The sequence below is a fragment of the Micromonospora sp. NBRC 101691 genome, from assembly GCF_030269285.1.
GTDB lineage: Bacteria > Actinomycetota > Actinomycetes > Mycobacteriales > Micromonosporaceae > Micromonospora > Micromonospora echinospora.
The window spans coordinates 32,854-46,160 of record NZ_BSTB01000014.1 but is presented as its reverse complement, the minus strand read 5'-3'; the positions used below and the strand labels follow the sequence as shown (position 1 = coordinate 46,160).

The window sequence follows — 13,307 nt, the reverse complement described above, 5'->3', positions numbered from 1 at the left end:
CTACGCCCGCCCCTCGAACGAGGGTTCCGGCAGATCAGGCAAGCCGGGGTCGTACTGCTGGTAATGGCGCGGACACACCCACAGCAGTTCCCCCGAAGGTGCCTGCACCCGTCGGAGGTCCCCGAAAAGCCGGCTCTCGTCGTACCTGAAGAGCAGCGCCCTGAGGCCACGCAGGGCCTGCCCTTCCGCCTTGGTCAGTTCATTGGTGGGTGGTATCCCCTCAAGAAGCTCCTGCCGATCCACCTCAGTCGGTAGCTTCTCGGCAAGGACCTTCATCAGTTCCACCCGCTTGGCGAGGTCCTCCACCTCCTGCTTAGGCAGGGTAACCCCGGAGATCGCACCGACGATGGGCACCGCTAGGCGCAATGTCTTCAGCACAAAGTTCGCGTACGGGGCTACCTTTATCAGCCATTCCCGCTCTTGCCTGAGTTCGTAGGTGGCCGGCTGCCAGGGATGCCACTCGCCCGGGTGTTCACACCAAAGAGTGAGATAGACGAGTTGGAAGGTCAGTCTTCGCTGTCTGAGCATGGCCGCCGGCTTAAGCAGGTCCGCGCTCTTGGGCGGCAGCGCCAGGGTGAACATGCGCGGACAGTCGATCACCTCGGCTGCGACGACCTTCAGCACCCGGCGCAGCGAGTCAGCGCTCTGGGCGGCGAACATCTCCACCCGTTGCACGCTTCCCTCCATCCTGTCGATGCTGCCCGCGATAGCCCCCAGCTCCTCGTGCAACGCCTCAAGCTGGGACCGGATCTCCACCTGCCCCGACGTGAATCCGGTCAGTAGGACAGAGATGTCATGGTCCTGGTCGCATTCCAGGCAGTCACGTAACGCCTGGCCCTTTTCTCGTCGGCGGAGCAGCCCGCTGAGTGGGAACTCACCTGCGCATCCCGGCGTCGGACAGGGGACCAGGAATTGGTACTGAAGCCCCGGCCAGCGACGCTGGAGCAGATGTTCCAGACTGTCCCGAAGCACGTTGAAGAACAGGTCTGGCGACGGGGCGCGAACCTGCAGCATGAGCCGGTTGTCCTGCTGCAGCTCGATGAGAGCCTCAGACGCGTAGGCGGCCGTGGGGTGGCGCAGGAACACGCCCCTCCGCCAGTGCTTGCCCACCGACGCGTTATGGTGCCTAACCGTCAGCCAGGCAATCACGCCGGGCGCCGGCTCCTGCAGCTTGCAGATTAACGTCACCGCACGGATGTTGACCGACATCGGCGTCCGGAACATCCAGGGCAGCGCGGGCCGCGAGTGTGGGACAAGCTGAGCGATCAGACTCTTCTTCTCGTGGTCATCGAGCCGGTAGGAGATGTCGAACTTCTCCATGAGCCGCAGAAAATAGGGGTGATGCCGGACCGGATAGATTTCCACGGACGGACCGTCCTGCCATATCTTACGAAGCCTGGCATGATCTAGTACGCCGTTCGCCTCTCTGGTCGGCGCATCTTCCAGCACGTATGCAATAGCCTTCGTCAACCACTCGGGGTTCAGGACGACAATGTCTCTCAGACCTTCGTCGTCGCCGTAGTAGATGACCTGTCCCAGGTCGTGCAGGAGTTCGGCGAGCGTGACCGTCTCCTCATCGTTCAATTGCTGCGCCTTGCAGGCGGCGACGAAATCCACCCACGAGATTTGCGGTTCGCTCTGGTAACGCGCCAGAATGTCGTCGCGGGCCGCAATCCATCGAGGACTGAGAACCCTGCCCATCTGCGGGAGAGCGGCAGCCTCCTTCGCGACCTCGTCCCGAAGTTCCGGGATCCCGATTCCACTCTTGTTGTCCACCGGAAACTGCCCGGACAGCATGTGGGGGAACGCCTGCTTGAGCTGCTCCAGATCGATCTCGGGGTTGCGCTGGTCGCAGTGGGTCGGCACGAGGATCGCTCGGGCCTCGCGCCCCACCCGCAATCGTATCCGCCTCAGCCAGTCCTCGACCTCACTCTGCTCCTGACCCTTGCGCGCATTCCAGACCAGCACGTACAGGGCTCGACGGCTAAAGAAGAATTGGTGCGTTATCCGGTAAACCTCCTGCCCACCGAAGTCCCAGGCGCGGACTGTCATATCGGTGTCCAGATCAGGGTGCCGGAAGCTTAGCGGGTAGATCTCCAGGCCGTGAGTCGTGTTCCGGTTTTCTACGAATTCCTCGCCCTTCATCGCCGCGAGCAACGATGTCTTGCCAACCGCGCCCTCGCCCACGATCAACACCTTCGCCTCGTAGTGCGGGACGGCGTCCTCGAGGCTACGGAGGTACGCGGCGAGCGCGTCCAGCCCTCGCATGACCAAGTCGGGCAAGGGGTCGGCGAGTGGATTCCTGGCAAGGGAGAGCGAAATCGAGCGGCCGAGAAGCTGCGCCATCTCGCGGGGCAGCTCGGTAATGTTGTTGCCGTCCAACTCCAACTTGTCGAGCTTGGTAAGCAGACCCAATTCCGAAGGCAACTCGCGCAGCTGGTTGTTGCTGAGATAAAGGCGGCGCAGATTGGTAAGGTTGCCGATCTCGGGAGGCAGGTGCGTCAGCCTGTTGTTCCTGAGGTCGAGCTGCTCCAGGTTACGCAGGCGGAACAGTTCCGGGGGCAGGATCTCGATTTTATTGCCGTCCAGGTCCAGTTCACGGAGTTCTGTCAGATTCCCGATCTCGGGCGGCAATCTGGCTATCTCGTTGTCATCGAGATAGAGTTCTTCCAACTTCTGTAGCTCGCCAATCTCCTTCGGCAACGAGGAGAGGAGATTGCTCCGCACGTCAAGTTCCGTCAGGTTGACCAGGTGACCAATTCCTGGTGGCAGAACTTCGAGCTGGTTATGTATGAGATACAGCCGGTCAAGATCACCCAACTCGCTGATCGATGCCGGCAGACTCTTCAATCCCCAGCCCGAGAAGCGGGCAAATCCCTCGGTCCGGGCACGATCGACATCTGCGGAGGTGAACGTACGACTCGCATCGCCTGAGGTGCTAATCGCTGACTCCTTGAAAGTGCAGCGCTCGCCAGCTCGAACACCTCGCACAAGCCCGGGCATCGACTGCTGGGAGACTATGGGTGCATCGACCGTAACGAAGATGACCGAAACCGTCTACTCAGGACGGTCGCCACCAGCCAGAAGAAGCACCAGATCGCCCCGACACCAACCCGATCGCCGCTCGCCGTCTGGCAAGCCGCTGCGGCCCGGCACCGCGTGCGCGCACATCTGCCGCGCCGGACCGTCCGCGCCGCCCTCCGTCAGGGGCAGATGTAGGGAATTGTGTGGTTCGCACCGCCGCCGAAGGCGGATGTGCCGCCCGGGTCGAACACGTAGCCGTAGTACTTGGCGCACTCACCACCTGCGGGGAGCTTCACCGACGCCTGGTGACTGACCTTCGCCCGGTCCGTGACCACGACGCCCTCACTCTCGTGGAAGATGCCCGCGATGACCCGGGTGGGCTCGCCGTGGAAGGCGATCTTGCGGGTCACCACACAGAACTTGTCCTTCGTCGCGTTGTAGGTCAGCATCACCTCGCCCCAGACCTCGCCGGCCTCGGTCTTCACCTCGCTGAGTCCACCCTCCAGGAGGGAGTAGTTCGGGCCGCAGGCGGCCCTGATGGCACCCTGCTGGCTGTGCGCGTAGGCCGGAGTTGCGCCGGTGGTGACCAGGCAGGCTGCGCCGAGAGCGGAGACCGCCAGGGCGGTCAGGGACGTTCGGGCGACCTTGCGGAACGTGGCGAACAAAGCGCCTTCCCTTCGTCACGCCCGGGGCCCGCACGGGCTCGTGACGGACCACCAAGGCAAACAGTGAGCAGAAAGTAGCACCGCGCGCACGGATGGTGAACGGCTCGGACGGGGTCGGTTTTCGACGCACCCGAACGTCGCGACGATTGAGGCAGAGCCCGACAGGCGTCGACGACGCGGCTCCGAAAGTTCCGAAACTATCGCTCCGGCTCGCTCCGCTGCGGTGATCGCGGATGGGCCACCCCTCTGGGCTGATCTTCCCCACAGGACCACTGGCCAGCATGAATGACCTTCGACGAGAAATCCGAGGTCACGGGATTGTTTCCGTAACATTTCCGAAAGTCGTTGACAGGCCTTGGACCCGGCCAATAGCGTCGCCATCGACAGGACCGAATCACTGTCGATGCCACCACCACGACCCGCCGCCGCGAGCGTGCGGGACGACCGGCGCACCCCCACCGCACGACCACGCCGGGCGTCCGGCTGCCCGCACCTGGCCCCCAAGCCTGCCGGGTCGCAACCGCGCTGCTGGCCCCCGCCAGCTGTCCCGAGGAGGAAAGGCACATGAGCCACCCGACCACACCGAGGAGGCGTAGCCGTGTCCGGCTGCTCCTCGGCGCCATGTGCGCCACCGCGCTCGCGATCAGCGGCACGGTCCTGGCCGCACCGCACGCTGCCCAGGCCGAGGCGGACCGGACCCTCACGTCGAACACCACCGGCACGCACAACGGCTACTACTTCTCGTTCTGGAAGGACAGTGGCAACGCCAGCATGACGCTGCGCGCCGACGGCCGGTACAGCAGCAGTTGGGACCGGAGCACCAACAACTGGGTCGGCGGCAAGGGCTGGGCCACCGGCACCCGCCGGACGATCAGTTACTCGGGCAGCTACAACCCGGGCAACAACAACACCTACCTCGCCCTGTACGGATGGACGCGCAACCCGCTCATCGAGTACTACGTGGTGGAGAACTTCGGCAGCTACAACCCGAGCAGCGGTGCCCAGCGGCTCGGTTCGGTCACCACCGACGGCGGCACCTACGACATCCTCCGCAGCCAGCGGGTCAACGCGCCCTGCATCGACGGCGACCGTTGCACCTTCTACCAGTACTGGAGCGTGCGTCAGCAGAAGCGGAGCAGCGGCACCATCACCACCGCCAACCACTTCGACGCCTGGGCCCGCGCCGGACTGAACCTCGGCAGCCACTACTACCAGATCATGGCCACCGAGGGTTACCAGAGCCAGGGAAGCTCCGACATCACCGTCTGGGAGGGCGGTGGCGGCAATCCCACCACCCCTCCGCCGAGCGGCAACTGCACCGCGGTGCTCTCGGCCGGTCAGCAGTGGGGTGACCGGTTCAACCTGAACGTCGCGGTCAGTGGCACCAACAACTGGGTGGTCACCCTCAACCTGAACGGTGGCCAGAGCATCCAGAACAGTTGGAACGCCCAGGTCAGCGGCACCAGCGGGTCCGTCACCGCCCGGCCGAACGGCAACGGCAACAACTTCGGGGTCACGATCATGGCCAACGGCAACTGGACCTGGCCGACGGTCACTTGCCGGACCGGCTGACCCGACCCGCACCGATACCGCAGTCAGGGCGTGGCGGCTTCGACCGCCGCGCCCCTGACCGTCAGGGGAGGGGAACGGGTCACCGGACGAGGCGGGGCAGGAGGGTGGCGACGTCCCGGTGCCAGCCGCGCAGCTCCGTCACGGTGGGCGCCAGCTCGTACGCGTGGTGGTGCATCGCCCGGGAGAGTCCGTGCCAGGCGATCCGGGCGACCAGCGCGGTCTCTTGGTCGGTGTACGCACGCAGCGCCAGCAGCTGGTGGGTCGTGTGGCAGCCGGCCACCTCCGGGGCGACCTGCTCCCAGTAGTGGCGCAGCCCCTGTTCCAGGGCGACCCGGGTCAGGCAGGCGCAGCCGCGCTGCCAGCAGCGGCGCATGCTCGGTCGGGGCCTGACCAGCAGGTCGGCGGCCTCGTCGAGGAGTTCGTGCGGGGTCATACCTGGCTCACCTTCCGGGCTACCTGGCGCGCGTAGTCGATGAGCGCAGGGAGGTTCGGTACGGGATTGCCGTGCGCGCCCGTGTTGACGGCTCGTACCAGCCGATCCGCGCGAGGGTCGATCCGGGCCAGGGCGGCGTCCACGTCCCCCACGCGTCGGTGGTCGCCGAGCAGGGCCAGCGCCAGGGTCTGCCGCAGTCCGTTCGCCCGGGTGATGGCCTCCTCCGTCTCGACGAAGGGCGTGCCGGCGCGGAAACCGCTGGTCCGGATGCGCTCGTGACAGGCGTACTCCAGGGCGTCGCGGACGAGGTTGCAGGCGATGGTGAGCCGGGCCTTCTCCGGAACGCCCTCGTCCATGGCGAGGGCCTGCGCGTCGTTGAGGTAGCGCTGGGCGGGGTCACCGTCCCGGGTGCCGTCGACCGTCACGTGGGACCGGGCGAGGCGGCTCACGGTGAGGATCCGGGCGTCGATGTGCAGGTGCCGGACGGCGGCGGGCAGCCGGTCGTCGTGGGTGAAGACGACGACCTGCCGGTGCCGGGCGACCTCGGCGAGCACCTGGGCGAGCCCGTACACCTTGCTCGGGTCCATCGACTGCACCGGGTCGTCGATCAGCAGGAACCGGAACGGGCTCTCCGGCATGGTCGCGCGGGGCAGGAACAGCGCCAGCGCGAGAGAGTGCAGCTCGCCCTGGCTCATCACGCTGAGCGCGGCCCCGGCCACCCCGTCGACGGTCACGTCGAGGTCGACGCGGCGGGCGGGCCCGTTGCCGGCCAGCTTCACCGCGCCCAGGTCGACGTTGCTGTCCTGCCGCAGGTCGTTCCAGATCCGGGTGGCCTCGGCGGCGATCGGTGCCAGGCGGTCGGCGCGGATCTTCGCCGCGATCGCCTGGAGTTCGGTGACCGCCCGTTTCAGGGCGGGGTAGAGGACGGCGGCCTGCCGGCTGGCGCGGTCCGTCCCGGTCCAGGCGCGGATCTCGTCGGCGACCGGCTGCCACGCCTGCCGACGACGGTCCAGCGCGGCCCGCGCGGCGGCCCGCACCGGGGCCAGCGCGGAGGCCAGGGTGTCGAAGGCGGCCAGCGCCGACGCGCCGACCGACGCGGAGTCTGCGGTGGCGAGCAGGTCGTCCCACCGTTGCCAGGCCAGCGCCGCCTCGGCAGGGTCGACCTGCTCGGCGACGAGCGCCGGTGACGTCTCGCCGAGGACGGGCGGACGGGCGGGGACGAGCCGGCGCAGCGCCCGGCGGGCCTCCCGTTCGGCCCGGTGCGCGGCGTCGAGCTGCTCAGCTCGTGCGGTGAGCTGGTCCATCGTCGTGCGGGCCTGCTCGGCCCACGCCTCGTCCAGGGTGCGACCCCCGCACACCGGGCAGGGCTGGTCCGGGTGGCTGTCGTGGTGACGCAGCGCGTCACGGAGCAGCCCGGCCACCGCGCGGGCCTCTTCGGCGGGCGTGCCGGCCAGCTCGGCGACCTGGCGCAGCCCCGCTCGGAGCCGGTCCACCTCGGCGGTGACGGCCACCCGGTCGGGCAGGCGCAGGGCGTCGAGTTGGCGCAGGGGTTCGACGGTCGCGTCGTCGTCCCGTTCGCCGCTGGTCGCCAGGGCGTCGAGCGCGCCGAGGTCGGCGTGCCGGCCGACCAGGGCACGCTCGGCACGGCGGGCGCGCGGGTCGGGGTGTCCGGCGAGGGTGGCCAGCAGGGCCGGTCGGCGTTCGTCGCCCAGCTTGCGGCGCTGGTCGGCTTTCCGCCGGGCGGCCTTGAGCATGGTCTCGACGTGGACGAGCCGGTCGAGGCCGAGAATCCGGTGCAGGGAGTCGTGCAGCTCGCTGGGCGGGCTGCCGATCAGACCGCCCAGCTCGGCGTAGGAGAGGAACGGCCGGTACAGCTCCAGGCCGCGCCCCCAGCCGAGGTCGGCGACGGGGCGGCGTGGCCCGCGAGCAGTCCGGAGGAAGCGGTCGTGGTCGGCGAGGCCGGCACCGTCGGGCCAGTGGCATTCGACGGTCGCGCCGTCGCGCTGGCCGGTGAGTCCCAGCCGGACGCGGATCGCCGGTTCGTCGCCCGCGTGCAGGTTCCGCCAACCCTTCTTCCAGATGGTGCTGCGACCGGCCCAACGCTTGTTCTCCCCGGTAAGGGCAAGTTCGGCCGCCTCGGCGAAGCTGGACTTCCCGGAACCGTTGCGGCCGGTGACGATGGTCAGGCCCGGCCCGGGCACGAGCTTGAGGGTCGCGGTGGGACCGATGCCCCGGAACCCGGTCACCTCGATGCTGTCGAGATAGGTGCCGACCGGTCCGGCCGACACGTCGTTCGACGTGGACGGTGCGGGGCGCGGCGGAGGCGCAGCCCCGCCGAGCAGCGCGGCGAGGTCCTGCTCGCCGCAGAGGGCGGCGACGATGAGGTCCTGGGTGACCTCGGGCAGGCCGGCACGGTCGAGGTGGTCGTAGATGAGGCGGTCGACAGCTTCGCTCCGGTGGTCGTCGGTCACGTCGTGCCTCTCGGGGGTGAGGAAAGGGGTACGAGGCTTCGCGGGAGCAGTGAGCCCGTGCACTCGGACAGGGAGGTCGCAGGGCTGGTGCTGCCGCAATCTGCCGGAGTGAAAACGACCCTAGCACAGCATGTCGTGAAAGCATCGTCAAACCGTTTACACGGCCTCCGTCTAGTGTAGAGTCCCTCCCCGTTGCCGGAAGGTGACTGTGCGGCAAGGGGTGCTGATCAGTACGCTCCGACCTTGATCCGGTCGGGCGTCCGGTTGTGGTCGGGAGGCGGCATGGCGGTGCATCACGAGTCGGTGTTCGGGGACGCGATCGTCGCCGCTCTCCTCGCCGGCGGCTGGACGCAGGGCGATCCGGCCGACTATCGCCCCGAACTCGGCCTCGACACGGCGCAGCTCTTCACCTTCGTCGGCGCAACCCAGGCGCAGGAGTGGGAAGATCTGGTCGTCCGCTGCGGCAGCGACCGGGACGAGGCCCAACGCGAGTTCACCAAGGGGATCGACCGGGCGATCAACGACGACGGGGTGCTGTCTGTGCTCCGTAAGGGCTTCAGGGTCCGCGGCCTACCGTTCCGTGTCGCGTACTTCCGGCCGTCCCTCGTGGAGTCGGACGCGGTCCTGGCCGACTACCGGGCCAACCGGCTCACCGTGGTCCGGGAACTTGAGTACGCCACCAAACAGGCCGACCGCGGCAACCGGCTCGACCTGACGCTCTTCGTCAACGGCATCCCGGTCGTCACCGCCGAACTGAAGAACCCGCTCACCGGTTCCGGCGTCGAACACGCCAAGGAGCAGTACCGGACACAGCGTGACCCGATGGAGCTGATCTTCTCGCGTCGGGTGGTCGCGAACTTCGCCGTGGACCCGGACCTGGTCTTCGTCACCACCCAGCTGCGCGGCCCGAAGACCCGCTTCCTGCCGTTCAACACCGGCAGCGCCGGACCGGGCCGCCCCGGCGGCCGGGGCAACCCGCCGGCCACCGGATACGGGGCCTACCCCACCTCGTACCTCTGGGAGGAGATCTGGCAGCGCGACAACTGGCTCGACCTGCTGGAACGCTTCGTCCACCTACATCAGGAGAAGGGCGCGGACGGGCGTACCCGGAAGACCGTGATCTTCCCGCGCTACCACCAGTGGCACGCGGTGCGGACGCTGACCGCGCACGCCGCCCGGCACGGTGCCGGGCACAACTACCTGGTGATGGCCTCGGCCGGTTCCGGCAAGTCGAACACCATCGCCTGGCTCGCCCACCGGCTCTCGTCCCTGCACACGCCGAACGACCCGGCGGCACTCGACCCGGCCGCGCTCACCGCCGGGGTGCGACCCGGTAGCCCGGTCTTCGACAAGGTCGTCATCATCACCGACCGGACGAACCTGGACGCCCAGCTCCGGGAGACCGTGGGCAGCTTCGAGCAGACCGCCGGCCTGGTCGTGAAGATCGACGAGAAGCGCGGGGCGAAGTCGGAGCAGCTCGCCAAGGCGCTCTCCCGGGAGACCGGCAAGATCGTCACGGTCACCCTGCAGACCTTCCCGGCGCTCGTCGACTACCTGCGACACAGCCCGACCGAGATCCGGGGCAGCCGGTTCGCAGTCGTCCTCGACGAGGCGCACTCGTCGCAGGCCGGCGAGGCGGCCACCGACGTCCGCCGGGTGCTGCGGGACCTCGGTCTCGACGCCTACTCCGACGACGCCGGGGCGACCAGTGCCGCCGGCCCCCGCACCGCCGAGGAGAAGCTCACGGTGAGCGCCCGGCGGCGGCAGCGCAGCGGCAGCCTCTCCTACTTCGCCTTCACCGCCACGCCGAAGGCGAAGACCCTGGAGCTGTTCGGCACGCTCGGCGAGGACGGGAAGTACCACCCGTTCCACACGTACTCCATGCGGCAGGCGATCGAGGAGGGCTTCATCCTCGATCCGCTGCGCAGCTACGTCACGTACGACACGTTCTGGAAGCTGGTCAACGCCAACCCGGACGAGCGCGAGGTGGACTCGGCCAGGGCGAACAAGGAACTCGCCCGGTACGCACTCACCCACCACTCCACAGTGGCGCAGCACGCGCAGATCGTGGTGGAGCACTTCCGGGCGCACACCGCCGGCCGGCTCGGCGGCCGGGCCAAGGCGATGGTGGTCACCTCGTCCCGGCAGAGCGCGGTGCAGATGTCCCGGGCGATCAAGCGTTACCTCGGCGACCGCGGCTACCCGGACCCGGGGGTGCTGGTCGCCTTCTCCGGCAGCCTGACCTACGACGGCGAGGAGGTCACCGAGGTCCGGGAGAACGGTGGGCTGGCCGAACGCGCCCTGCCGAAGGCGTTCGCCTACACCCGGGCCGACGACCGCAGCGCCCGCGCCGGCAGCGCCGCCGGGCAGCGCGAGTACCGGATCCTGGTGGTCGCGGAGAAGTATCAGACCGGCTTCGACCAGCCGTTGCTCACCACCATGTACGTCAACAAGAAGCTTGCCGGCATCTCGGCGGTGCAGACGCTGTCCCGGCTCAACCGGACCGCCGACCGCAAGAGCCAGGCCGACCTGGCGGTACTGGACTTCGTGAACGACGCCGAGGAGATCAGGGAGGCGTTCCGGCCGTACTTCGAAGAGGCCGAAACGCTGCCGTCGGACCCGAACCTGCTCTACACCGCGCAGAGCCGGGTGATGTCGCCGCCGCTGCTGGTCGAGGCGGAGATGCAGGAGTTCGTCGAGGCGTTCCTGACGGCCGAGGAGCAGACCGCCGGCAACGAGGCGGCCTGGGCGAAGCTGCACGCCGAGCTGTACCGGCACCTCTCCCCCGCCGTCGCACGCTTCGCGGCGCTGCTGCACGGAGAGGACGACGAGGACCGGGAGACCGCTGAGACCTTCCGGTCCGACCTGACCGACTACGTCCGCAAGTACGGCTTCCTCGCCCAGATCGTGCCCTACACCGACACCGACCTGGAACGGCTCTACCTCTACGGCCGGCACCTGCTCAACAAGCTGCCCCGACGCGGGGACGGTGGCGTCGACATCGGCGAGGTCGACCTCAGCCACCTGCGGGTGGAGAAGACCGGCGAGCACGACGTCCGCCTCGACCCGGAAGGCGCCGCCGAGATGACGGGCTTCGGCGACGGGACCGGCGGCGCGCATGAGCCGGAGAAGTCCCTGCTGTCGGAGCTGATCGCCAGGTTCAACGCCCGGTTCGGCACGAGCTTCAGCGACGAGGACCTGGTCGTCGTCATCAACGAGACGATGGCCGACCCGAAGGTGCGCGCCGCCGCCGTGGTCAACGACGAGGAGAACTTCGGCCACGTCTTCGAGCCGGTCTTCGAGGGGAAGATGATGGACCGCTTCGACGCCGTCGCCGACCTGAGCCGCAGGTACCACGGCTCGGACGGAGACTTCCGCAGCTCGCTGAACCGCAGTGCCCGCAGCGCCGCGTGGCGGATCATCCGCGAGCAGGAGGGCGTGGTGGACGACGCCGCCTGACCGCTGCCGTCCGTTGGCGATGGACGGATCAGCGGCCCGGGCCGGGAACGCCCCGTCCATATCGGAGGAAGAAGGAGTCGAGGTGGCAGCGCGGCAGGACCGGGTCGCCGGCCGGTACGAACTGGTCGAACCGATCGGCCCCGGTGGCATGGGGCAGGTGTGGCGTGGCTACGACGCGGTGCTCGACCGCGAGGTGGCCGTCAAGCTGATCCGCACGGATGTGATCTCCTCAGCCGAGGAGGCCGACGAGTTCGCCCGCCGCTTCCGCCGCGAGGCCCGGATCACCGCCCGCATCCAGCACCACGGCGTCCCCCAGGTGTACGACGCGGCGCTCGACGAGTCGTACGACCGGGTGTACCTGGTCATGGAGTACGTACGGGGCACCTCGCTGCGGGCGTACGTCGACCCGGTCCGGCCGCTCTCCGTCGGCTGGGCCGCCGCCGTCGCCGCCCAGATCTGCACGGTGCTCTCGCACGCGCACGCCATCCCCGTGGTGCACCGCGACCTCAAGCCGGACAACGTGCTGGTCACCGACGCCGGCACGGTGAAGGTGCTGGACTTCGGGGTGGCGGCGATCCTGCGCACCGACGTGACCCGGCTGACCGCCACCGGCCAGGCCCTCGGCACCCACCGCTACATGTCGCCCGAGCAGGTCCAGGGTGCCCAGGTCGTTCCGCAGAGCGACCTGTACGCGCTCGGCTGTGTGCTGCACGAGATGCTCGTTGGTCGGCCGCTGTTCGACGGGGCCACCGAGTTCACGCTGATGCGCCAGCACGTCTACGACGAACCGATCCCGCTGCGCGCCCTCCGCCCGGACGTGCCCGAGGCAGTGGAACGGTTGGTGCTCGACCTCACCGCCAAGCGCCCCGAGCAGCGGCCCGACGACGCGTACGAGGTGTACGAGCGGCTGCTGCCCTTCCTGCCGCTGCCTGGGGCCGCACCGCCGGCCACACATCGACCGGGCACCGGCGTGCCGGACCCGACGCTGCTGTACCGCCGGCCCAACGCGCCCCGGCCCCGCACCGACCCCCCGCCCGGGTCGGCCGCCGCCCCGGCCGTCGACAGTCAGCCGCCGGACGCGGTCGCCGGCACGGCGCTGCGCCACGCCATCAGCGACGCGGTGGCGTACTCCAACGATCTGCTCGCCGACGAGCGGTACGCCCACGCCGCCGAGGCCCTGCACGAGATGGTCGAACAGGCCGGCGCGGTGCTCGGCGCGGAGCACCGGCGTGTCCTCGCCCTCCGGCAGCGCCGGGCGGCGATCCTCGTCATCGGTGGCGACTTCCGCACCGCGCTGCCGGAGTTCGACGCGCTCGCCTCCGCGTTCGCGCGCACCCAGGGACCGACCGGTGACGCGACGATGGCCTGCCTCCGGCAGGCGGCCCACTGCCGGGCCGGACTGGGTCAGGCCACCACGGCACTGCGCCAGTTCCGGCAGGTCCTCGCCCACGTCCGGGCAGCCGAGGGCGACGTCTCCACGACGGCTCTGGAACTGCGGCGCGACATCGGCATGCTCCTGCTCTCCGAGCGGGACACCGAGGCGGCGAAGGCCGAGTTCGTTCCGTTGCACGAGGACCTCTGCGTGGTCTACGGGCCGGACCACGAGGAGACCCGGGAGATCGCTGCTGTCCTCGTCCGGCTCCGGACGATTGGTGACAGGTGAGGTCGACCAGCATTGGTGAG

The 13,307-nt window shown here is 68.7% G+C and carries 7 protein-coding genes; 3 read left to right on the top strand and 4 right to left on the bottom strand.

All coding sequences use genetic code 11. The features are described from left to right. Together QSK20_RS20840 and QSK20_RS20835 are read right to left on the bottom strand one after the other, a co-directional pair. Nucleotides 1-3,003 (bottom strand): COR domain-containing protein, encoded by a 3,003-nt coding sequence (locus QSK20_RS20840; RefSeq protein WP_285790275.1) that lies wholly within the window; start codon nt 3,001-3,003, stop codon nt 1-3. Between the two features lie 200 nt (nt 3,004-3,203). Then, a complete protein-coding gene (locus QSK20_RS20835) occupies nt 3,204-3,689 on the bottom strand; it encodes a hypothetical protein (RefSeq protein WP_285790274.1) in 486 nt (161 codons plus the stop codon). Between the two features lie 564 nt (nt 3,690-4,253). Between QSK20_RS20835 and QSK20_RS20830 the strand changes: the two genes are divergently transcribed. Then, complete coding sequence (locus QSK20_RS20830; RefSeq protein WP_285790273.1) at nt 4,254-5,261, top strand: glycoside hydrolase family 11 protein; 1,008 nt, start codon at nt 4,254-4,256, stop codon at nt 5,259-5,261. 79 nt (nt 5,262-5,340) lie between these two features. Here the strand turns inward: QSK20_RS20830 and QSK20_RS20825 are convergent, their stop codons facing one another. Together QSK20_RS20825 and QSK20_RS20820 are read right to left on the bottom strand one after the other, a co-directional pair. Next, the gene (locus QSK20_RS20825; protein ID WP_285790272.1) at nt 5,341-5,694 is read right to left on the bottom strand and encodes a hypothetical protein; all 354 of its coding nucleotides are present in this window, start codon (nt 5,692-5,694) and stop codon (nt 5,341-5,343) included. After that, nucleotides 5,691-8,165, bottom strand: a complete 2,475-nt coding sequence (locus QSK20_RS20820) for an AAA family ATPase (RefSeq protein ID WP_285790271.1) — start codon at nt 8,163-8,165, stop codon at nt 5,691-5,693. The genes QSK20_RS20825 and QSK20_RS20820 overlap by 4 nt, the downstream gene beginning before the upstream one ends. A gap of 282 nt (nt 8,166-8,447) precedes the next feature. Between QSK20_RS20820 and QSK20_RS20815 the strand changes: the two genes are divergently transcribed. Continuing rightward, entirely contained in the window at nt 8,448-11,624 is a 3,177-nt protein-coding gene (locus tag QSK20_RS20815; protein WP_285790270.1) for a type I restriction endonuclease subunit R, read from the top strand. 82 nt (nt 11,625-11,706) lie between these two features. Then, nucleotides 11,707-13,287 (top strand): serine/threonine-protein kinase, encoded by a 1,581-nt coding sequence (locus QSK20_RS20810; protein WP_285790269.1) that lies wholly within the window; start codon nt 11,707-11,709, stop codon nt 13,285-13,287. The last annotated feature ends 20 nt before the right edge of the window (nt 13,288-13,307 follow it).